This is a genomic window from Micromonospora sp. HM134 (assembly GCF_007833915.1).
GTDB classification, from domain to species: Bacteria; Actinomycetota; Actinomycetes; order Mycobacteriales; family Micromonosporaceae; genus Micromonospora; species Micromonospora wenchangensis.
On record NZ_CP041061.1, the window covers coordinates 5747425 to 5768446 of the forward strand.

The following is a 21022-nucleotide window of genomic DNA, read 5'->3' on the forward strand; positions in this document are numbered from 1 at the left end:
TCCCCTCGGGACCGGGCCGTTCCCCGGCCGTCCGGTCGACCCCGGGACGGGAGCGGGCGGAAGGCGACGCGGGCCCGGCGGCGGCCCGGACCGCCGGGGGCAGGGCGAGGGCCAGCGACCGGGCCCACGCGGCGTCCGCGCCGGTGAGCAGGGGCCGCCACACCGCCCACCCGACCGCACTCCCCGTCGACCGTCCGCCCGGCGGACGGTCGGCCGGCGCTCCGGGCCCGTCGGTCGGCGGGCCGGCGGACGGCGGACGGTCGGCCACGCCGGGCAGCAGCCGGCCCCGGGCCACCAGGTCGACCGCGAAACCCGCCAGCTCGGCGAGGTGCCGCAGGCCCGCCCCCGCCACGGCGTCGAGCCCGTCGAGGGTACGCAGCAGGTCGAACGCGTCGTCCGGGGCGTACCGGAGGACGGGGGCCCGCCAACCGGCGAGGGTGACCGGGCCACGGGCCGGTTCCGCGACGGTGGCCAGTTCCGGCGAGTGCAGCGGCGCGCCGGCCCGGGTGGGGAGGGTGAGCAGCACGGTGCCGGCCGGGCGGTCGCCGAGCAGCGCGGCCAGGGCGGTCGGGTCGGCGGCGAAGGGGTGGGGGCGTTCGCGCGGGGCCCGGCCGGGGCGGCGCGGCACCCGGGTCGGCCGGGTCGAATCCTCCGCCCACACCGCCAGACCGGCCCCGACCAGCCACACCCCGTGGACGACCAGCACTCGTTCCCCCTCGTCGACGCCCGGGGGTCAGGATAGGCGGCGACGGCCGGCTACCGTCGCCGCCATGGTCGATCTTCTCGTGGTCGGCGGCCTGGGGGTGGACGTCCGCGTCCGGGTGCCCGCGCTGCCGCTGCCCCTGGCCGACTCGGTCACCGCCCCCGGCATCGCCTGGCGGATCGGCAACACCGGGTCCGGGGTGGCGCTGGCCGCCGAGGCGCTGGGCCTGGCGGTCACGGTGGTCGACGTGCTCGGCGACGACCCGGCCGGCGACGTGGTCCGGGCCGCGCTGGCCCGGACCACCGTCCGCCCGGTGCTGGTCGACGATCCGGGCGGCACCCGCCGGTCGGTCAACCTGGTGGACCCGACCGGCCGTCGGATGTCGCTCCACGACCCCCGGCCGTGGCGCGGCGGGACGCCGTTCCCGCCAGCCGGACTGACCGCGCTGGCCCGGGACGCCGCACACGTCCACGTCTCGATCATGGACTGGGCCCGGGACCAGCTCCCCGCGCTGCGCGCCGGGCTGACCGAAGGTGCGCTGCTCTCCACCGACCTGCACGACTGGGACGGCGACGACCCGTACCACCGACCCTTCGCCGAGGCCGCCGACCTGGTCTTCGTCAGCGGGGTGCGGCTGGGCGACCGGGCGGCGGCGGTCGCGGCGGCGCTGACGCCCCGGACGGTGGTGGTGACCCGGGGCGCGGACGGCGCGGACGTCCACCCGGGCGGCGGGCCGCCGGTACGGGTGCCGGCGGCGGTGCCGCCCGGTACGGTCGTCGACACCAACGGGGCGGGCGACGCGTTCGCGGCCGGCCTGCTCGCCGCCCGGCTACGGGGCACGCCGCTGCCGCAGGCCGCCGGGTACGCCGCCCGGGTCGCCGCGGCGGCCTGCACGCACGACGGGATGCGGTACCCGCCCGGTCTGCTCCCCCGTCCCACCTGACCGCACCGGACGTCGGCCGGGTCCCCGGCGCGCACCCTGCGGCCCAGACCGGATTCCCGGCGCGCGCCCTGCGGCTCAGAGCGCGCCGGTGCTGCCGTCGGTCAGCTCCCGGAGGATGTCGGCGTGCCCGGCGTGCCGGGCGGTCTCCTCGATCATGTGCACCATGATCCAGCGCAGCGACACCTCCCCGAGCTGCGGCTGCGGCACGACATGGTCCAGCGGGAACCGGGCGGCCAGCTCACGGGACCGGGCACAGGCCCGCTCGTAGGTGTCGGCGAGCTGGTCGAGAGTCTCCCCCCGGGTCAGGGCGAAGCTGGCCGCCGCGTCCTCCTCGGAGGTCGGGAAGACGTCACCGGGGGTCGGATCGAGCAGGAAGGGGAACCAGTTCCGCTCGACCAGGGCGAGATGCCGCAGGATGCCGGCCAGGGTGGTGGCCGACGGCACCAGCCGGCGGGTCGCCTCGGCGTCGCTCAGGCCCCGCGCCTTGCGCAGCACCGTCGCCCGGTGGAAGTCGAGGAACGCGTCGAGCACCGCCCGCTCGTCGCCGGTTCGGGCCAGTACCGGCGCGAGCGTCGGATCGATCCGGATTTCCGCCATCAACGGACGATAGCCGCGGCGGTACCGTCCCGCTGTCCCCCGCTTGTCCCCGCTGCCCCCCGGCGAACCCGCTGTCCCCGGCAAACCCTGCGGTCGGGCGGCAGGCTTGGCAGGATGGGCGCATGGCTGCGACGGTACGGATTCCCCTGGCGGACGGCCCGGCTGACGGCGAGGCGGTCGACGTCGAGCTGGACAGCAACGAGCGTCCGCCGCTGACCCACCACCACCTCGGCCCGCAGGGCCTCGTCGACGCCCAGATCTACGAGTTGGAGTCCGCCGGCGACCAGTGGCGCTACCGCTGGCGCGGCCCGGCCGTCTGACCCGGCCGGCACCACCGCTCCCGGTCGCGCCGGTTCCCGGTCTTGGTCGTGCCGGTCGCCGGTGTCGTGGCGGCCCGGACCGTCAGGCCGCCGGTGGCCGTAGCGGCCTGGGACACGGATCTCGGTGTCGTGGCGGCCCGGATCTTCGGGCCGCCGGTGGAGGCGGTCCCGACCGTCAGGCCGCCGGTGTGAGGGCGGTCCGGGCCTTCGGTTCGTCGGGGTCGCCGGTCAGGCGGCCATCCGGGCCAGGGTGCGTGAGCGCAGGCCGTCCAGCACCGCGCGGGTGACCTGGGAGGTGCCCCGGGCCTGGTCGCACACCTCGGCGACCCGGCGGGCGGTGGCCTCGCGGCGGGACTCCCGCTCGTCCCAGAGCCGGTCGACCTCCGCCAGCAGCGGACCCTCCACCTCGCGTTCCACGCCGCGCAGCGCCGGCACCCCGAGCCGCTGGGCCAGGTCGAAGACCTTCCCCGCGTACGGCAGGGGCAGGAACGGGGTGCCGACCATCGCCGCGAAGATCAGGAAGTGCAGCCGCATGCCGACCGCCAGGTCGAAGTGCTTCATCAGGCCGAGCACCTGCCGGGGCGAATAGTCGCCGTGCAGGATGCGCCCCCGGTCGGCCGCGATCATGTGGGACAGCACCCCGTGCGAGTGCCGGATGTCGTCGCGCTCCATCGGCACGAACAGCACGTGCGCGTCGATCCGCTGCACCAGGAAGTCGCCGATCTGGGCGAGCAACCGGTGGTACCCGTCGACGTCGAGCCGTTCGGCCGCCCGCCCCGGCTCCCGGACACTCAGCCCGACCAGCCGTTTGCCGGCGGGTACCCCCTCCTCGCGCAGCAGCCGGGCGGGGAAGTCCTCCGGTTCCAGCAGGAATGCCGGATCGGCGGTGACGGTGATCGGATTGAGCAGCCCGGCCTCCTCCAGCACCATCCGGGACTCCTGGTCGCGGACGGTCACCTCGGTCGCCCCGGCCAGGGTCTCCCGGACCATGCCGGTGTCCACCCCGTCGTTGAGCGGGCCGACACCCACCGCGTACGTCAGCAGGGGCAGGCCGCGTTCCTGGGCGACCCGGACCACCCGCAGGTAGCGACGGGCCTCCTTGTCGTACAGGATGCCGCCGCCACCGAGGATGAGCAGGTCGAGCTGGCCGAGCACCTCGGCCGAGTCGACCCGGCTGACGCCCTCCCAGGGCACCGCCTCGACGTCGGGATGGGCCAGCGCGGTGTGCGCCGGATTACGGGAGAACACGATGATCCGCGCGTTCGGCTCCTGCTCCCGCAGGTCGGCCAGCAGGCCGGTGAGGATCGCCTCGTCCCCCAGGTTCCGACCGCCGTACGAGCCGAGCACACCGATGGTCAAGCCGGTGGGACCCCTCATCCGTCACTCCTCCCCAGGACCGTCCCCGCGCATTCCCCCTCCCACCCCACCCATGCCCTGCCCCCGCCCGCCGCCGCCCGCCGCCGCCCGCCGCCGCTCCCGCCCCGCCCCGCCCTGGTGATCAAGAGGTTTGCGTCAACCCGCCCCACCCTTCCTGCCTCAAACCTCTTGATCACCGGGGACAGCGGTGGGGGTGGGCGGGTGATCAAGAGGTTTACGTCAGGCCGACCCGGCTCGCTGACGCAAAGCTCTTGATCGCCGGGACATCGACGGGGGCGGATGGGTGATCAAGAGATTTACGTCGGATTGGGGCGGGCTGTTGACGTAAAGCTCTTGATCACCGGGGCGGGGCGGGGCGGGGCGGGAGGGGCGCCGGCCGTCGCGGGGGCGCGGGCGTGGGGTGGGTGGGGTAATCGGGTTGCTTGGGGTGAGGGGTGCTCGCCAGGGTGGGGGGATGGCGGGTGTGCGTGCGGGTGGGGGCAGGATCGGGTGGGATGAGCTGCCCGGGCATGTCCGGCAGGCGGTGGAACGGATCATCGGTGACCGGGTGGTCGAGGCGGTCTCCCAGCCCGGCGGTTACTCCCCGGGCACCGCCGACCGGGTGCGGACCGCCGGTGGTCGACGGGCGTTCGTCAAGGCGGTCAGCCCGGCACAGAACCCGGACAGTCCCCGGATGCACCGCGCCGAGGCCCGGCACACCGCAGCCCTGCCCCCGTCCGCGCCGACGCCCCGGCTGCTCGGTTGTCACGACGACGGGGACTGGGTGGCGCTCGTGCTGACCGACGTCGACGGACGGCACCCGTACACCCCCTGGCGGGACGCCGAACTCGACTTGACGCTGCGTACGCTGGAAGTCCTGGCCGGGACGCTCACGCCGAACCCGGTGCCGGGCACGCCGACCGCCGCGGAACGGTTGGCCCACGATTTCGCCGGCTGGTGGCGGATCGCCGCCGACCCGCCACCCCGGCTCGACCCGTGGGTCGCCGGGCACCTGGACGAGCTGTGCGCGGCGGCCGAGCAGGGGCTGACCGGGCTGACCGGGGACACGCTGTGCCATCTGGACGTGCGGGCCGACAACCTGCTGATCGGTCCGGACGGCACGGTCACCGTGGTGGACTGGCCGTGGGCCTGCCGGGGCCCCGCCTGGCTGGACACGGCACTGCTGCTGGTCAACGTACGGCTGCACGGCGGGCACGACACCGAGGCGCTGTTGCGTCGACTGCCGCTCACCGCCGGGGCCGACCCGGCCACCCTGACCGGTTTCTACGCCGGGCTGGCCGGCTTCTTCACCGACAGCGCGCGCCGCCCGCCGCCGCCCAACATTCCCACCGTCCGCGCTTTCCAGCAGGCCCAGGCCGACGCTCTCCTGCCCTGGCTGCGCCACCGCCTCTCCCACCCGCAGACCGCTGATTGATCAAGAGGTTCGCGTCACGGCAGCCGGTTGCCGTGACGCGAACCTCTTGATCAACGCGGGCGGGCGGAAAGTGAGGCGAGGGGCGGGCGGAAAGTGAGGAGAGGGCGGGGTTAGTGGAGTTGGTGGGTGAGGAAGGGGAGAACGAGGTGGGGTAGGAGGGGGGTGGTGGGGATGTCCTGGTGGGTGTGGCCGGGGAGGACCGCGAGGCGGGAGGTCGGGCGGGCGGTGCCGTCGCCACCCGGGTCGCGGTGGCCGCCGCCGAGCAGCCCGTAGAACTCGGCCATGTGGGCGACCGGGATCGCGTCCGCGTCGGCGAAGACCAGCAGGGTCGGTACGGCCAGCGCCGCCACCTGCGGTGTCCAGTCGTACTCGCGGCGTAGCAGGTCACCGGTCTTGGCCCAGAGCACCGGCCAGTTCTGCGGTCGGGGGGCGATCCGCGTGTAGAGCTGGTGCGGGGGCGTGCCGCGCATCCGCTCGCCGGCCCGCTCATCCTGGCCGGACAGGGCGGCCAGCACCTCGGGATACCACCCCTGCCGCCGGAACGGGGTGGAGACCAGCACCAGCCGGCGTACCAGGTCCGGATGCTGGATGGCGGTCCGCAGCGCCACCCCGCCGCCGAGGGAGTAGCCCAGCAGCTGCGCCCCGGGCAGGTCGAGGTGCCGCAGCAGCGCGGCGACGTCGTCGGCCATCGACTCGTAGCGCAGTGGACGGTCCACGTCGGCGGTGCGGCCGTGACCCTGGAGGTCCACCGCGATGACCCGGCGACGCCGGGCGAGTTCCGGCAGGATCGGGGCGAACGTCTCCGCCGCGCCGTAGCCGCCGTGCAGCAGCACCAGCGGTGGGCCGTCGCCGTGCTCCTCGTACCAGAGCCGCAGCCCGTTGACGTGCGCGTAGCTCACGATGTCTCCTCCGACCGGCGTCGGGATGCGGACCGCCGGGAGCCGCCACGGCGACGCCTCCGTCAGACCTGCCGGAGGCGTCCCATCGGCTCAACGATCCGGCCGCCGATGATCGGCGGCCGTTGTCGTTGCTGGTCGGAGTGTGGGCGCGGCAGGTTTCGAACCTGCGACCCCTCGCTTGTAAGGCGAGTGCTCTCCCACTGAGCTACGCGCCCGGAACGCCCGTACGAGCGGGCCGGAGGCTGGCAAGTTTACCTGCCGGCCGCCGGCCCGTCGCAACGGTGTGCCCGGTGGATCACGGTGCCCCGCCGTGCCGGTGGACCGGTGCGGCGGGGCGCGGTGGGGCGCAGGTCAGGCGGCGACCGCGTCGGCGAGGGCCTTGCGCCAGCCCTGCTGGTCGCGCGCCTCACCCGGCATGTTCATCTCGGCGAACCGGACGATGCCGGCCTTGTCGATGACGAAGGTGCCCCGGTTGGCGATGCCGGCGAGGTCGTTGAAGACGCCGTACGCCTGGGCGACCGCCCCGTGCGGCCAGAAGTCGGCCAGCAGCGGGAACTGGTAGCCCTCCTTCTCGGCCCAGATCTTGTGGGCGTAGATCGAGTCGACGCTCACGGTGAGCACCTGCACGTCGTCGTTGACGTAGTCGTTGAGGTTGTCCCGCACCTCGCACAGCTCACCCTGGCAGATGCCGGTGAAGGCGAGCGGGTAGAAGACCAGCAGCACGGTGCGGTTGCCCCGGTAGTCCGAGAGCCGTACCTCCTGGTTGTTCTGGTCCTTCAGCAGGAAGTCGGGTGCCTCGGCACCAACCTCGATCGGCATGCGAACTCCTTGGGTCGAGTCTGAGGTGGGTCCAGCCTGCCACACCCGGGAGCGACGCCCCGGGTGCGGGATTGCTCAGTTGGGTGCGGCCTACTTGCGGCCCTTGGACCCGCGGCGCAGCACGAGCCGGGCACCGCTCCAGTCCTTGCCGGCGTTGAGGGTCGAGGTCTGCTGGAGCCCGGCGGTCTGCGCCGACTCGGCGACCTCGCTCGGCTCGACGTGCCCGTCCCGGCCGGCCTTCGGGGTCAACAGCCACACGACTCCGGCGTCGGCCAGCGGACCGAGGGCGTCGACGAGAAGCTCGAAGAGGTCACCGTCACCGTCGCGGTACCAGACGAGCACCGCGTCGACCACCTCGTCGGTGTCCTCGTCGACCAGTTCTCCACAGCGGTCGGTCAGGGCGTCCCGGAGATCCTGGTCGACGTCCTCGTCGTACCCCATCTCCATGACGACCATGCCCGGTTCGATCCCGAACCGGTCCGCCAGGAGACGTACCCCGTCGGCGGCCTGACCAGCGGTCGCGCTCACTGTCGCGTGCCTCCTCATCTCGTCCCTGCCCGGCGGCGTCGCGGTGACGCCGTCAGGCAGAGTCCACACAGTTGTGGTCCGTCGCGCAAGTGGCGCACCGGGTGGAACGGAATTTACCGTGCCAGCAGCGTACGGGCACCCTGGGTAATGGCATCCTCGGAGACCAGCACCTGGCGGGCAGCCGGACCTAATGGTACAAACGAGTCAACTGCCGCCACCCGCCGCGCCGCCCCCACGTATCCGGCGTCGACCAGCGCCGCGAGTATGCCCTCCCCCACCCCGCCGGAGCGCCGCGTCTCGTCCACCACCAGCACCCGCCCGGTCACCGACGCCTCCCGGATCAGGTCCGCCACCGGCAGCGGGGCCAGCCACCGCAGGTCCACCACCCGGCAGCCGATCCCCTCGTCGGCCAGGGTCGACGCCGCCCGCAGCGACATCCGTACCCCGTTACCGAACGTGACGATGGTGACGTCCTCGGCGGAGCCGACGCCGTACACCCGGGCCCGGCCGATCGGCGCGTGGCCGGCAGCCCAGGCGGACGGCTCGGCGTAGGCGCCCAACCACTCACCGTCACCCGGCTCGTACAGGTCCCGGGTGTGGTAGAGCGCGATCGGCTCCAGGAACACCGAAACCGTGCCGTCCACCACCGCGGCGGCGAGGCAGGTCCGCAGCAGCGGGCCGGCGTCGTCCGGCCGCGCCGGCACCGCGACCACCAGACCGGGCACGTCCCGCAGTACGGCCACCGAGTTGTCGTTGTGGAAGTGCCCCCCGAACCCCTCCTGGTACGCCAGCCCCGGCACCCGCACCACCATCGGGTTGCGGAACGCCCCCTGCGAGAAGAACTGCAGGGTGGCCGCCTCGCCCCGCAACTGGTCCTCGGCGTTGTGCAGGTACGCCAGGTACTGGATCTCCGGCACCGGCAGCATCCCGGCCAGCCCGGCACCCAGCCCCAGCCCCAGCACCGACGTCTCGTCCAGCAGGGTGTCGAAGACCCGGGCCGCCCCGAACCGCTCCCGCAGCCCCTTGGTCACCCCGTACACCCCGCCCTTGGCGGCGACGTCCTCGCCGAACACGGCCAGCTGCGGGTGGCTGAGCATCCCGTCGGCGAGGGCCGCGTTGATGCTCTGCGCGAGGGTCAGCGGGCCGGCCAGCTCCGGCGGCTTGCCGCCGAACGCCTCCGCCCGGCCGGTCGCGTCCGGGCCGGCGGCCCGCTGGGCGGCCTGCGCCACGGCGGCGGCGACCCGCGACGGCCGGCGGGGCGACAGCGGGGCCACCACCTCGGCCACGGCGGCCAGCTTCGGCTCGTCGAGCACCTCCTCGGCGGTCCGCCGCACCTGCCAGCCCCGCTCGTCGTAGCGGGCCAGCAACTCCTCCCCGGTGGCCACCCCGGCCTCGACGAGCAGCCGGGCGGTGGCCAGCACCGGGTCGCGCGCCTCGTCGGCGGCGATCTCGGCGGTACTGCGGTACGCCTGCTCGGCGTCGGCACCGGCGTGGCCGAGCAACCGCACGGTACGCAGGTGCAGCACCGCCGGGCGACGGTGCCGGCGCACCCAGCCGGCGGCCTCGGCGGTCACCGCGTGCACGGCCACCGGGTCGGTGCCGTCGGCGGTGAAGTACCGCACCCCCGGCCGGGCCCGCAGGGTCCGCTCCACCCAGCCCTCCGGCGACCGGACGCTGATCCCCAGGCCGTTGTCCTCGCAGACGAAGAGCACCGGAATCCGCAGCCCGGTGTGGTCGTACCAGCCGGCGGTGTTGAAGGCGGCGGTGGCGCTGGCGTGGTTGACCGAGGCGTCGCCGAACGAGCAGACCACGATGGCGTCCCGGGGCCACGGCGAGCGCGGCGGACCGTCCGGGTCGTCGCGCCGGCCGGCGGTGTCCATCCGGCGCAGCCGCTCCACGGCCAGCCCCAGCCCGACCGCGCGGGGCAGGTGCGAGGCGATGGTGGAGGTGGTCGGCACCACGGCCAGGTCGGCGCGGCCGAAGACCTTGTGCCGGCCCCCGGCGATCGGGTCCCGGGTCGAGGCGACCATGCCACGCAGCACGTCCCGGGCCGCCTCGGCGTACGCCTCCTGCCATCCGTCCCGGTCCGGGCCGCCCGCCGGGTCGGCCACCGCCGGCTCCGGGCGCGGGTCGACGGTCCCGGGTCCGGCGTCGGCCGGTTCTCCCGCCGGGCCGGGCTCACCGGCGGCGGAATCGGCCGGTGTGACGGCCTGACCGGACGCGGTGGTGGGGGCGGCCACCGGAGCGGCGGGCTGGTGGCGGGGCACCGGTTCGGCGGTGCCGTCGGCACCCACCCGGTAGGCGACCGCCCCGGCCGGGGGTGGCGGCACGGTGACGCCGTCGACCGTGTCCGCCGGGCGCACCGACGCGGGGTGCGGGTCGTGGGCCGGGGAGCCGGGGCCGGTCTCCCCGCCCCACCCGGCACCGGCGGCCGACCCGACCGGCAGACCGGCGTCCACGCTCCCGTCCGGCCGGCCGGCGACGTCCGGAGCCCCGGGCGGCGCGGCGTCCGGCAGGCCGGCGTCCGGGGGTCCGGACGGCGCGGGGACGGCGTCCGACGCCCCGGTCGGTGGGCCGGCGGTGTCCGGGTGACCGGGTACGTCCGGGTGACCGGGCAGGGAGCCGGCGTCGGTGCCTGCGGCGGGCGGGCGCGGGTGGTGCGCTCCGGCGGGCGCGGGAACGTCGTCGGCCGCCGGGTGGCCGCCGTCGTCGGGGGCGTCGGCCGGCGGACGGATGCCGTCGGGGTCACCGGCGGCCGGGTGGTCGTCCCCGTCGGCGTCCGGGTGTCCGGCCGCGGGATCCCCGCCGGCCCCGGCGTCGCCGCCGGGGAAGTCGCCGGCGGCCTGGGCGGCGCGCAGGCAGTAGAACGCGCCGGAACGGTAGTGCAGCAGGGCGGGGTCGGTGGGGCGCAGCGCGGCGGCCACCGCCGCGTTGGCCTCGTGCCCGGCCGAGCCGATCGTGTAGAAGCCCTCGTCGAAGCTGCGCAGCCACCGCGCGGCCAGGTCGAGCTGACGGCTGGTCACCTGCGCGTCGAACAGGGCGAGCAGCTGTCGCCCGGTCAGCGCGGCACCGGGCCGGACGGGTTGCCCGGGGTCACGCCGCCGCTCGGGCTCGGGCAACGCGCCCAGGGTCTCCCGGAACCGGTCGTCGAGATCTTGCGGGGTGGTCACGCGATCAGCATTACCGACGGAGGCCACGGTCGCCCACTCAGACACGACCCGACCGGGGTACGGCGCTGCGCCGCACCCCGCTGCGGACGGTCCCCGCAGGACACCGTCCCGCCCCGTTCCCGCAGAGTGGACAGCCGGGCGGAGGCCGGGGCGACGGCCGGCGACCCACCCGACCGCCGGGTCGGGCCGGGGGTGGCGGGCACACCGGCCGCCGGGCGCTGTTCGGCTGCCGGAGGCGGCGACGGTCTCCGGTCGTCACCTGACGGCCACCGTGGGTCGCGACGCTGCCGGGGTCAGGAACGCACCGGACCCCGGGGAGGCTCCCATGGCACTGTCCCGACGTACCGTCCTGCTCTCCGGCGCGGCGCTCGGCGCGGCCGGCGCGACCGCCGGCCGGTCCACGCCCGCCGACGCCGCCGACGGGCGTCCCGCCCGGCCGGTGGTCCCCGCCGGGCACCGGCCGCTGATCTGGCCGTTCACCCTCGGGGTGGCCTCCGGCGACCCCGACCACCAGGGGGTGGTGCTGTGGACCCGGCTGGCGCCGCAGCCGCTGGCCGGGGACGGCCTGGGCGGCATGCCCGGCCGGGCGGTCGAGGTGCAGTGGGAGGTGGCCGCCGACGAACTGTTCCGGCACGTCGTCCAGCGGGGTACGCAGACCGCCCGGCCCGAGTCGGCGCACAGCGTGCACGTCGAGCTGACCGGGCTGCTGCCGGGACGGGAGTACTTCTACCGGTTCCGGGCCGAGGGGCACCTCTCCCCCACCGCGCGTACCCGTACCGCACCCGACCCGGCGTCCCTGCCCACCGCGCTGGCGATGGGTTTCGTCTCCTGCTCCCACTACGAGCAGGGGTACTTCACCGCGTACCGGCGGCTGGCCGAGAGCGCGCCGGAGCTGATCCTGCACCTCGGCGACTACCAGTACGAGTACGCCCGGGAGTACGGCCCGGACCGGCCGCGCGGGCACGAGGGACCGGAGACCCGGACGCTTGCCAACTACCGGCAGCGGCACGCCCAGTACAAGACCGACCCGGATCTGCAGGCGGCGCACGCGGTGGCCCCCTGGGCGGTGGTCTTCGACGACCACGAGGTGGAGAACAACTGGGCCGGCGCGGTGCCGGAGGAGCCGGACCCGGACTTCCTGGCCCGGCGGGCCGCCGCCTTCCAGGCGTACCACGAGAACATGCCGTTGCGGCGGGCGTCGGTGCCGCGCGGTCCGGACATCGCGCTGTACCGGCGGCTGCGCTGGGGACGGCTGGCCACCTTCCACCTGCTCGACACCCGGCAGTTCCGCGACGACCAGGCGTGCGGGGACGGCTACCGGGACTGCCCGGCGGCGGCCGACCCGGGTCGCACCATCACCGGGACGACGCAGGAGCAGTGGCTGCTGGACGGGTTCCGGCGCTCCGACTCCCGCTGGGACCTGCTCGCCCAGCAGGTGTTCTTCGCCGCCCGGGACCGTGACCCCGGCCCGACCCGGCTGACCAGCATGGACGCCTGGGACGGCTACCTGGCTTCCCGGGACCGGATCACCCGGGGCTGGGTGGCGGCCGGGGTACGCAACCCGGTGGTGCTCACCGGCGACGTGCACGCGCACTGGGCGGCCGATCTTAAGCTGGACTACCTCGACCCGGCGGCGCGGACGGTCGGCACCGAGCTGGTCTGCTCCTCGGTCACCTCGGGCGGGGACGGTTTCGACTCGGCCAGCGGCTCGCACCCCTGGCTGCGTACCAACCCGCACCTGCGGTTCCAGAACGACCTGCGCGGTTTCGTCCGGACCACGATCACCCCGGCGCAGCTCAGCGCGGACTTCATGGTGCTGCCGTACGTGAGCCGGGCGGGCGCGCCGGCGTACCCCCGGGCGTCGTTCGTGGTCGAGGACCGGGTGCCCGGCCTGCACCAGACGTACGACCGGCCGCCGTCCACCGCCCGCGCCCGGCCGGTGGACCGGGACCGGTACACGGTCGAGACGGAGACCGGGCTGCGCTGAGCGGCTGACCCGGGGCCGGCCGGGGCCCCTGGTCAGCCCGGGGGCGGTCGGGTCAGCCGGGGCCCGCCGGGGTCAGCCGGGGAGGAAGGAGAAGCGGACCTGGCGCGACGGGTTGTCGCCGTTGGGGTCGACCAGGCAGACCGACTGCCAGGTGCCGAGCTGGAGCCGGCCGCCGAGCACCGGCAGCGTCGCGTACGGCGGGACGAAGGCGGGCAGCACGTGGTCGCGGCCGTGGCCGGGCGAGCCGTGCCGGTGCCGCCAGCGGTCGTCGGTGGGCAGCAGGTCGTCGAGGGCACGCAGCAGGTCGTCGTCGGAGCCGGCGCCGGTCTCGATGATCGCCACCCCGGCGGTGGCGTGCGGCACGAAGACGTGCAGCAGGCCGTCGCCCTGCCCGGCGACGAACCGTTCGGCCTCGGCCGTGATGTCGGCGACGGTGGGACGGGAACCGGTCCGGACGGTGATCACCTCACTGCGCATACGGCGCATTCTGCCGCATCCGCCGCGCCGCCGCCGTCGGCCGGGGCCGTGCCGGCCCCCGTCGGCCGGCACGGTCGCCCACGCAAAGTTACCGACGGGTACCTGTGTTCAGCGTCGCGTCTGGGGGAGCTAGACGTGACGACGGGTGCCACCAGAGGGCAGGATGGCGCTAGAGACCTATCCCACACACAACCGAGGGAACGCCTGTGGCTACGGAACGCAAGCGCCCGGTGATCACCGCTGGTCTGCCGAGCCAGCTTCCGGACATCGACCCTGAAGAGACCGGCGAATGGGTCGAGTCGCTCGACGGTGTCATCGACGAGCGCGGAACCAAGCGCGCCCGGTACGTCATGCTGAGCCTGCTGGAGCGGGCCCGTGAGCGGCAGGTCGGGGTTCCGTCCCTGACCACCACCGACTACATCAACACCATCGCCCCGGAGCAGGAACCCTGGTTCCCGGGTGACGAGCACATCGAGCGGCGGATCCGGGCGTACGTCCGGTGGAACGCGGCGATGCTGGTGCACCGGGCGCAGCGGCCGGAGATCGGCGTCGGCGGGCACATCTCCACCTTCGCCAGCTCCGCCTCCCTCTACGAGGTGGGCTTCAACCACTTCTTCCGGGGCAAGAACCACCCGGGCGGTGGCGACCACATCTTCTACCAGGGCCACGCCTCCCCCGGCATGTACGGGCGGGCGTTCCTGGAGGGCCGGCTCTCCGAGAACCAGCTCGACGGGTTCCGGCAGGAGCTGTCGCACCCGGGCGGCGGGCTGCCGTCGTACCCGCACCCGCGGCTGATGCCGGACTTCTGGGAGTTCCCCACGGTCTCCATGGGCCTGGGCCCGATGAACGCGATCTATCAGGCCCGGTTCAACCGCTACCTCCAGCACCGGGGCATCAAGGACACCTCCCAGCAGCACGTCTGGGCGTTCCTCGGTGACGGCGAGATGGACGAGGTCGAGTCGCTCGGCGCGATCGGCGTGGCCGCCCGCGAGGAGCTGGACAACCTCACCTTCGTGATCAACTGCAACCTCCAGCGGCTGGACGGGCCGGTCCGCGGCAACGGCAAGATCATGCAGGAGCTGGAGGCGTTCTTCCGGGGGGCCGGCTGGAACGTGATCAAGGTGGTCTGGGGCCGGGAGTGGGACCCGCTGCTCGCCGCGGACACCGACGGCGCGCTGGTCAACCTGATGAACACCACCCCCGACGGTGACTACCAGACCTACAAGGCGGAGTCCGGGGCGTACGTGCGGGAGCACTTCTTCGGCCGCGACCAGCGGACCCGCAAGATGGTCGAGCACCTGTCCGACGACGAGATCTGGAACCTCAAGCGGGGCGGGCACGACTACCGCAAGCTCTACGCGGCCTACAAGGCGGCCACCGAGCACACCGGGCAGCCGACCGTGATCCTGGCCAAGACCATCAAGGGCTGGACGCTGGGCTCGCACTTCGAGGGCCGCAACGCCACGCACCAGATGAAGAAGCTGACGCTGGACGACCTGAAGCTGTTCCGCGACCGCCTCTACCTGGACATCCCGGACAAGGTCCTGGAGGAGAACCCGTACCTGCCGCCGTACTACACCCCGGGCGAGTCCTCGGACGAGCTGGCCTACCTGCGGGAGCGGCGGGAGCAGCTCGGCGGCTACCTGCCGACCCGACGGACCAGCCACAAGAAGCTGGCGATCCCGGGGCCGGAGCGGTTCGCCGACGTCAAGCGCGGCTCGGGCAAGCAGAAGGTGGCCACCACGATGGCCTTCGTCCGCCTGCTCAAGGACATCATGAAGGACAAGGAGTTCGGCAAGCGCTGGGTGCCGATCATCCCGGACGAGGCACGCACCTTCGGCCTCGACTCGATCTTCCCGACCGCGAAGATCTACTCGCCGCACGGCCAGCGGTACACCTCGGTCGACCGGGAGCTGTTCCTGTCGTACAAGGAGTCGACCACCGGGCAGATCCTGCACGAGGGGATCAACGAGGCCGGTTCGGTCGCCTCGTTCACCGCCGCCGGCACCTCGTACGCCACCCACGACGAGCCGATGATCCCGATGTACATCTTCTACTCGATGTTCGGGTTCCAGCGCACCGGTGACGGCTTCTGGGCGGCGGCCGACCAGATGGCCCGGGGCTTCGTCCTCGGCGCGACCGCCGGCCGGACCACGCTCAACGGTGAGGGCCTCCAGCACGAGGACGGCCACTCCCTGCTGCTGGCCGCCACCAACCCGGCGGTGGTCGCCTACGACGCGGCGTTCGGGTTCGAGCTGGCCCACATCGTGGAGAACGGCCTGCACCGGATGTACGGCGAGGCGCAGGAGAACGTCTTCTACTACCTCACCGTCTACAACGAGCCGATCCACCAGCCGGTCGAGCCGTCCGACGTGGACGTCGACGGGCTGCTCAAGGGCATCTACCGGTACGCGGCGGCCCCGCAGGTCGACGGCCCGAAGGCGAACATCCTGGCCTCCGGCACCGGCATGCAGTGGGCCCTCAAGGCCCAGCAGCTGCTCGCCCAGGACTGGGGGGTGGCCGCCGACGTCTGGTCGGTGACCTCCTGGACGGAGCTGCGCCGCGACGCGGTGCTCTGCGAGGAGCACAACCTGCTCAACCCGGGCGCGGAGCAGCGGGTGCCGTACATCCAGCAGAAGCTGGCCGACGCCGACGGCCCGAAGGTCGCGGTCAGCGACTGGATGCGCGCGGTACCGGACCTGATCGCCCGCTGGGTACCGGGCGACTACACCTCGCTCGGCACCGACGGCTTCGGCATGTCGGACACCCGGCACGCGCTGCGGCGGCACTTCCACGTCGACGCCGAGTCGGTGGCGGTGGCGACGCTGCGGCAGCTCGCCCTGCGCGGCACGGTGCCGGCCGGCGTCCCGGCCGAGGCCGCCAAGAAGTACGCGATCGACGACGTCAACGCCGCCCCGGTCGGCGAGACCGGCGGGGACAGCTAGCCCCCACCGGTACGACGCAGGGCCCGGCGCGGCGCGCCGGGCCCTTTCGCGTCGCTCCGTCGCGTCAGCCGACGGCGGCCAGGTCGGTGAGCCGGGCCAGCGACTCCTCCAGGTCGGCGCCGACCCGGCGCAGCCCGAGGCGCAGCAGGGCGCCCTTGACCGGGCCGGCCGGCCAGCGGACCACGATCAGCCGGACGATGGTGCCGCCCTCCTCCTCGTCGGCGGTGAGCTGCACGTAGATCTCGGTGCGCGCCTCGGCGCGGGCCCCGGCCCCCCTGGCGCGTTCCCGCCAGCCGATCAGGGTGGGTTCCTGGTAGGCGATCACCTCGGCCTCGTGCGCCGAGCCGCGCCCGGCCTGGACGAGTTGTCGTCGGCCGAAACCCTCCCCCGAGAGGACCTCGGCGGCCCGGACCCCGGCCAGCCAGGCGGGCAACTGCTCGGCCCGCTGTACGACTTCCCAGACCGCTTCCACCGGCGCCGTCACGTGCGCACTGCGTTCGACGAGGATCATTCTGTTCTTCCCCCACTGAGGACATCCGCGATATTCCGCACTCTATGCGCTAAATCGGACTTACCGGGACGCGTTTGGTAAAGACACGCCGAAAACCCTTGCGCCCGCATTGCTTCGCGCCTATAGCGCTCGGGGACTTCGCGCCCTAGAGTGCGAACACGTTTCGCGTTCTGGGAGGGTGGATGACGACCGCACCGATCCCCGGTTTCCCCGCCGGTTTCCGTTGGGGGGTGTCCACCTCGGCGTACCAGATCGAGGGGGGCGCCACCGCCGACGGCCGGGGACCGTCCATCTGGGACACCTTCGCGCACACCCCCGGCCGGATCATCGACGGCAGCACCGGCGACGTAGCCTGCGACCACTACCACCGGCACCGGGAGGACGTCGCGCTGCTGGCCGGGCTCGGGGTGTCGGCGTACCGGTTCTCGATCGCCTGGCCCCGGGTGCGGCCCGGCGGCACCGGCCCGGTCAACGCCGCCGGCCTGGACTTCTACGACCGGCTCGTCGACGACCTGCTGGCCGCCGGCATCGACCCGGTCGCCACCCTGTTCCACTGGGACCTGCCGCAACCGCTCCAGGACGCCGGCGGCTGGCTGAACCGGGACACCGCCGCCCACTTCGCCGAGTACGCCGACCTGACCGCCGAACGCCTCGGCGACCGGGTGAAGCTCTGGATCACCCTCAACGAGCCGTTCATCCACCTGAGCCTCGGCCACGGCACCGGGGAACACGCCCCCGGTCAGACGCTGCTCTTCGACTCCTTCCCGGCCGCCCACCACCAACTGCTCGGGCACGGGCTCGCGGTCGCCGCGCTGCGCGCCCGCAGCAGCTCCCCGGTGGCCATCGCCAACAACTACTCGCCGGTCGTCCGGCACGGCGACACCGACGCCGACCGGGCCGCCGCAGCGGCGTACGACGCCCTGCACAACCACCTGTTCACCGACCCGCTGCTGGGCCGGGGCTACCCCGACGGCTTCGACCCGGGCGTGGTACGCGACGGCGACCTGACAGTGATCGCCGCGCCGCTGGACGTACTCGGGGTCAACTACTACAACCCGACCGGGGTACGCGCCCCCGAGGAGGGCTCCCCGCTGCCGTTCGACCTGGTCCCGCTGGAGGGCTACCCGCTGACCGCGTTCGACTGGCCGGTGGTCCCCGACGGGCTGCGTACCCTGCTCGTCGGCCTGCGCGACCGGTACGGCGACGCGCTGCCCCCGATCCAGATCACCGAGGGCGGCTGCGCCTGGGACGACGTCCCCGACGCCGACGGCCGGGTGCACGACCCGGACCGGATCGCCTATCTTGACGGGCACCTGCGCGCCCTGCGGGCCGCCATCGACGAGGGCGTCGACGTGACCGGGTACTTCGTCTGGTCGCTGCTGGACAACTGGGAGTGGGCCGAGGGCTTCACCAAGCGCTTCGGCCTGGTGCACGTCGACTTCGCCACCGGCACCCGCACGCCCAAGTCCTCGTACGCCTGGTACCGGTCCCAGGTCGGCCGGGGGTGACCACCGTCGACCCGACGCCGGCCTCGCTGCCGGCGGCGCTCGCCGACCCGGTCGTCCCGGTACAGCGCAGCTGGATCGCGTTGATCTTCGCGGCCAACCTCGGCGTGTGGATGGCCTTCTTCACCCCCATCCAGGTGCTGCTGCCGCAGCAGGTGGAACGGATCTCGCCGGACCACAAGGAGGCGATGCTGGCCGTCGTCACCGGGCTGGGCGCGCTCGCGGCGGTGCTGGCCAATCCGCTCGCCGGGGCGCTGTCGGACCGTACCTGCCTGCGCGTCGGCGGGCGGGAGTTCGGCCGCCGGCACGTCTGGACCGCCGGTGGGGCGGTGCTCGGCGCGCTGGCGCTGGTGCTGCTGGCCCGGCAGCAGACCATCGCCGGGGTGGCGCTGGGCTGGGTCGCCGCCCAGGTCTGCTTCAACGCGATGCTGGCCAGCCTCACCGCCGGCATTCCGGACCGGGTGCCGGTCGTGCAGCGCGGTGGCGTCTCCGGCTGGGTGGGCATTCCGCAGGCGCTCGGCCTGGTGCTCGGCGCGGTGCTGGTCACCGCCCTGGTCAGCGGCACCGTGCCCGGCTACACGGCGATGGCGTTGGCGGTGCTGCTGCTGTCGCTGCCGTTCGCGTTCCTCACCCCTGACGACCCGCTGCCCCGGCAGCACCGCCCGCCGCTGCGGCTGCGCGCGCTGGTCGCCTCGATGTGGATCGACCCGCGCCGGCACCCGGACTTCGCCTGGGCCTGGATCACCCGGTTCCTGGTGCAGATCGGCAACGCCCTGGGCACCCTCTACCTGCTGTACTTCCTCACCGACGGGGTGCGCTACCCCGACCCCGAGGGCGGGCTGCTGGTGCTGATCCTGCTCTACACCCTCGGCATGATGCTCACCGCCGTGGTCGCCGGGATGCTGTCCGACCGGTCCGGCCGGCGCAAGGTCTACGTGATCGTCTCCGGGGTGGTGATGGCGGTGGCCGCGCTGCTGCTGGCGGTCGCGCCGACCTGGCCGATGGCGCTGGTCGCCGCCGTGCTGCTCGGTGCCGGTTACGGCGTCTACCTGTCGGTCGACGCGGCGCTGATCACCGAGGTGCTGCCGCGCGCCACCGACCGGGCCAAGGACCTCGGCGTGATCAACATCGCGAACTCCGCGCCGCAGGTGCTCGGCCCGGCGCTGTCCGCCCCGATCGTGGTGCACCTGGGCGGCTACCCGACGCTGTACGCGGTGACCGCCGTGGTGACCCTGCTCGGCAGCGCCCTGGTCCTCAAGATCCGCGGCGTCCGCTGACCACCGGCGGCGACCCGACCGGTCCGGTCCCGGCCGGGCCCCGGGGCGGCGGCGTCCCGGCCCCCTGGGGAAACCGGGTCGCACCCGGCCGTAGGCTGGACGGCGTGACGGTACGTGTGCGCTTCGCCCCTTCCCCGACCGGTATGTTCCACGTCGGCGGCGCCCGCTCGGCGCTACAGAACTGGATCTTCGCCAAGCAGCAGGACGGGGTGTTCGTGCTGCGCGTCGAGGACACCGACGCCGCCCGCAACAAGCCCGAGTGGACCGAGGGCATCCTGTCCGCGCTGGAGTGGATCGGCATCGCCCGGGGCAGCTACGAGGGCCCCTACTTCCAGTCGGCGTACGCCGGTGAGCACCGGGCCGCCGCCCAGCGGCTGCACGACGCCGGCCGGGCCTACTACTGCGACTGCACCCGGGAGGCGGTGCAGGCCCGTACCGGCTCGCAGTACCAGGGCTACGACGGCTTCTGCCGGGACCGGGGCCTGCCGCCCGGCGAGGGGCGGGCGCTGCGCTTCCGTACCCCCGACGAGGGTGCGACCGTGGTGGTCGACCTGATCCGGGGCGAGCCGACCTTCGAGAACAAGCTGATCGAGGACTTCGTCATCGCCCGGGGCGACGGTTCCCCGGTGTTCCTGCTCGCCAACGTCGTGGACGACATGACGATGGGGATCACCCACGTGATCCGGGCCGAGGAGCACCTGCCGAACACCCCGAAGCAGCAGCTCCTCTGGGACGCCCTGGGCGTCAAGCCGCCGATCTGGGCGCACGTGCCGGTGGTGGTCAACGAGAAGCGGCAGAAGCTCTCCAAGCGCCGCGACAAGGTGGCCCTGGAGGCGTACCGGGACGAGGGTTACCTCGCCGCCGCGATGCGCAACTACCTGATGCTGCTCGGCTGGGCGCCCTCGGGCGACCGGGAGATCGTGCCCTGGTCGGTGATCGAGGAGGAGTTCCGGTTGACCGAGGTCAACCCCTCCCCCGCCTTCTTCGACGAGAAGAAGCTGCGCGCGTTCAACGGCGAGTACATCCGGGCCCTGCCGGTCGACGAGTTCGTGGCCGCCTGCCAGCCGTGGCTGACCGGCACCGGCACCATCGCGCCGCCGCCGTGGCAGCCGGCGGAGTTCGACGCCGACGCGTTCGCCGCGGTGGCGCCGCTGGCGCAGACCCGGATCGCGGTGCTCAGCGAGATCGTGCCCAACGTCGACTTCCTCTTCCTCGCCGACCCGCTGATCGACGAGGCGGCCTGGGCGAAGGCGATGAAGGAGGGGGCGGCCGAGCTGCTCGACGCGGCCGTCGCCGGCTACACGGCGCTGGAGTCCTGGGACACGGAGTCGCTGAAGTCGACGCTGGAGGCGGTCGGCGCGGAACGCGGCCTCAAGCTGGGCAAGGCGCAGGCCCCGGTCCGGGTGGCGGTCACCGGCCGGACCGTCGGGTTGCCGCTGTTCGAGTCGCTGGAGGTGCTCGGTCGGGAGCGCACCCTGGCCCGGCTGCGCGCCGCCCGGCTCCGCCTGGTCTAGCCACCACGGCACGATGCGGGGCCCACCGGTGACCGG

At 73.8% G+C, this 21022-nt stretch carries 16 protein-coding genes, 1 tRNA gene and 1 pseudogene; 8 read left to right on the forward strand and 10 right to left on the reverse strand.

Translation table 11 applies throughout. The features are described 5' to 3' along the window. Window positions 1-85: 85 nt before the first annotated feature. A pseudogene (locus FJK98_RS34875) lies at window positions 86-706 on the reverse strand (ATP-dependent helicase); the annotation flags it as partial. Between the two features lie 64 nt (window positions 707-770). Here FJK98_RS34875 and FJK98_RS24800 point away from each other — a divergent pair. Then, window positions 771-1646 (forward strand): carbohydrate kinase family protein, encoded by an 876-nt coding sequence (locus FJK98_RS24800; RefSeq protein ID WP_145921142.1) that lies wholly within the window; start codon window positions 771-773, stop codon window positions 1644-1646. A gap of 75 nt (window positions 1647-1721) precedes the next feature. On the opposite strand, the gene FJK98_RS24805 is transcribed toward FJK98_RS24800, so the two are convergent. Then, entirely contained in the window at window positions 1722-2243 is a 522-nt protein-coding gene (locus tag FJK98_RS24805) for a DinB family protein (protein WP_145921143.1), read from the reverse strand. A 122-nt stretch (window positions 2244-2365) separates the two neighbouring features. On the opposite strand from FJK98_RS24805, the gene FJK98_RS24810 reads away from it, so the two are divergent. Next, window positions 2366-2563 carry a hypothetical protein gene (locus FJK98_RS24810; RefSeq protein ID WP_088644837.1) on the forward strand — a complete coding sequence of 66 codons (198 nt, stop codon included), beginning with the start codon at window positions 2366-2368 and terminating at the stop codon, window positions 2561-2563. A gap of 228 nt (window positions 2564-2791) precedes the next feature. Here the strand turns inward: FJK98_RS24810 and FJK98_RS24815 are convergent, their stop codons facing one another. Continuing rightward, window positions 2792-3940 carry a polysaccharide pyruvyl transferase family protein gene (locus FJK98_RS24815; protein ID WP_145921144.1) on the reverse strand — a complete coding sequence of 383 codons (1149 nt, stop codon included), beginning with the start codon at window positions 3938-3940 and terminating at the stop codon, window positions 2792-2794. 454 nt (window positions 3941-4394) lie between these two features. On the opposite strand from FJK98_RS24815, the gene FJK98_RS24825 reads away from it, so the two are divergent. Next, window positions 4395-5354, forward strand: a complete 960-nt coding sequence (locus tag FJK98_RS24825; RefSeq protein WP_145921146.1) for a phosphotransferase family protein — start codon at window positions 4395-4397, stop codon at window positions 5352-5354. A 110-nt stretch (window positions 5355-5464) separates the two neighbouring features. Here FJK98_RS24825 and FJK98_RS24830 read toward each other — a convergent pair whose 3' ends face one another. From FJK98_RS24830 to FJK98_RS34355, 5 genes are all read right to left on the reverse strand, one after another. After that, on the reverse strand, window positions 5465-6253 hold the full coding sequence (locus FJK98_RS24830) for an alpha/beta fold hydrolase (RefSeq protein ID WP_145921147.1): 789 nt from the start codon (window positions 6251-6253) through the stop codon (window positions 5465-5467). A gap of 143 nt (window positions 6254-6396) precedes the next feature. Continuing rightward, window positions 6397-6468: transfer RNA gene (locus FJK98_RS24835), tRNA-Val, on the reverse strand. Between the two features lie 136 nt (window positions 6469-6604). Continuing rightward, the gene (locus FJK98_RS24840; RefSeq protein WP_145921148.1) at window positions 6605-7072 is read right to left on the reverse strand and encodes a peroxiredoxin; all 468 of its coding nucleotides are present in this window, start codon (window positions 7070-7072) and stop codon (window positions 6605-6607) included. A 90-nt stretch (window positions 7073-7162) separates the two neighbouring features. Continuing rightward, a complete protein-coding gene (locus tag FJK98_RS24845; RefSeq protein ID WP_067315614.1) occupies window positions 7163-7600 on the reverse strand; it encodes a DUF3052 domain-containing protein in 438 nt (145 codons plus the stop codon). A gap of 113 nt (window positions 7601-7713) precedes the next feature. Continuing rightward, window positions 7714-10770, reverse strand: a complete 3057-nt coding sequence (locus FJK98_RS34355; protein ID WP_240762327.1) for a thiamine pyrophosphate-dependent enzyme — start codon at window positions 10768-10770, stop codon at window positions 7714-7716. Between the two features lie 325 nt (window positions 10771-11095). Here FJK98_RS34355 and FJK98_RS24860 point away from each other — a divergent pair, with 325 nt between their 5' ends. Next, a complete protein-coding gene (locus FJK98_RS24860) occupies window positions 11096-12757 on the forward strand; it encodes an alkaline phosphatase (protein WP_145921149.1) in 1662 nt (553 codons plus the stop codon). A 72-nt stretch (window positions 12758-12829) separates the two neighbouring features. On the opposite strand, the gene FJK98_RS24865 is transcribed toward FJK98_RS24860, so the two are convergent. Continuing rightward, complete coding sequence (locus FJK98_RS24865; protein ID WP_168222548.1) at window positions 12830-13234, reverse strand: YjbQ family protein; 405 nt, start codon at window positions 13232-13234, stop codon at window positions 12830-12832. 206 nt (window positions 13235-13440) lie between these two features. Between FJK98_RS24865 and aceE the strand changes: the two genes are divergently transcribed. Beyond that, a complete protein-coding gene (gene aceE / locus FJK98_RS24870) occupies window positions 13441-16179 on the forward strand; it encodes a pyruvate dehydrogenase (acetyl-transferring), homodimeric type (RefSeq protein WP_145921150.1) in 2739 nt (912 codons plus the stop codon). A gap of 64 nt (window positions 16180-16243) precedes the next feature. On the opposite strand, the gene FJK98_RS24875 is transcribed toward aceE, so the two are convergent. Further along, window positions 16244-16690: an SRPBCC family protein gene (locus tag FJK98_RS24875; protein ID WP_088644846.1), complete on the reverse strand. Its 447-nt coding sequence runs from the start codon at window positions 16688-16690 to the stop codon at window positions 16244-16246. A 182-nt stretch (window positions 16691-16872) separates the two neighbouring features. Between FJK98_RS24875 and FJK98_RS24880 the strand changes: the two genes are divergently transcribed. From FJK98_RS24880 to gltX, 3 genes are all read left to right on the forward strand, one after another. Then, window positions 16873-18198, forward strand: a complete 1326-nt coding sequence (locus FJK98_RS24880; protein WP_145921151.1) for a GH1 family beta-glucosidase — start codon at window positions 16873-16875, stop codon at window positions 18196-18198. After that, complete coding sequence (locus FJK98_RS24885) at window positions 18195-19472, forward strand: MFS transporter (RefSeq protein ID WP_145921152.1); 1278 nt, start codon at window positions 18195-18197, stop codon at window positions 19470-19472. The genes FJK98_RS24880 and FJK98_RS24885 overlap by 4 nt, the downstream gene beginning before the upstream one ends. Before the next feature lie 143 nt (window positions 19473-19615). Then, on the forward strand, window positions 19616-20986 hold the full coding sequence (gene gltX / locus FJK98_RS24890; RefSeq protein ID WP_240763063.1) for a glutamate--tRNA ligase: 1371 nt from the start codon (window positions 19616-19618) through the stop codon (window positions 20984-20986). Window positions 20987-21022 lie beyond the last annotated feature (36 nt).

Excerpts from the sequence above, each read along its gene's own strand:
- FJK98_RS24810 (WP_088644837.1), top strand. The coding sequence starts at position 2,366 with ATGGCTGCGACGGTACGGATTCCCCTGGCGGACGGCCCGGCTGACGGC.
- FJK98_RS24805 (WP_145921143.1), bottom strand. The coding sequence starts at position 2,243 with ATGGCGGAAATCCGGATCGATCCGACGCTCGCGCCGGTACTGGCCCGA.
- FJK98_RS24880 (WP_145921151.1), top strand. The coding sequence starts at position 16,873 with ATGACGACCGCACCGATCCCCGGTTTCCCCGCCGGTTTCCGTTGGGGG.
- FJK98_RS24815 (WP_145921144.1), bottom strand. The coding sequence starts at position 3,940 with ATGAGGGGTCCCACCGGCTTGACCATCGGTGTGCTCGGCTCGTACGGC.
- FJK98_RS24865 (WP_168222548.1), bottom strand. The coding sequence starts at position 13,234 with ATGCGCAGTGAGGTGATCACCGTCCGGACCGGTTCCCGTCCCACCGTC.
- FJK98_RS24840 (WP_145921148.1), bottom strand. The coding sequence starts at position 7,072 with ATGCCGATCGAGGTTGGTGCCGAGGCACCCGACTTCCTGCTGAAGGAC.
- FJK98_RS24875 (WP_088644846.1), bottom strand. The coding sequence starts at position 16,690 with ATGATCCTCGTCGAACGCAGTGCGCACGTGACGGCGCCGGTGGAAGCG.
- FJK98_RS24800 (WP_145921142.1), top strand. The coding sequence starts at position 771 with ATGGTCGATCTTCTCGTGGTCGGCGGCCTGGGGGTGGACGTCCGCGTC.
- gltX (WP_240763063.1), top strand. The coding sequence starts at position 19,616 with ATGTTCCACGTCGGCGGCGCCCGCTCGGCGCTACAGAACTGGATCTTC.
- FJK98_RS24860 (WP_145921149.1), top strand. The coding sequence starts at position 11,096 with ATGGCACTGTCCCGACGTACCGTCCTGCTCTCCGGCGCGGCGCTCGGC.
- FJK98_RS24825 (WP_145921146.1), top strand. The coding sequence starts at position 4,395 with ATGGCGGGTGTGCGTGCGGGTGGGGGCAGGATCGGGTGGGATGAGCTG.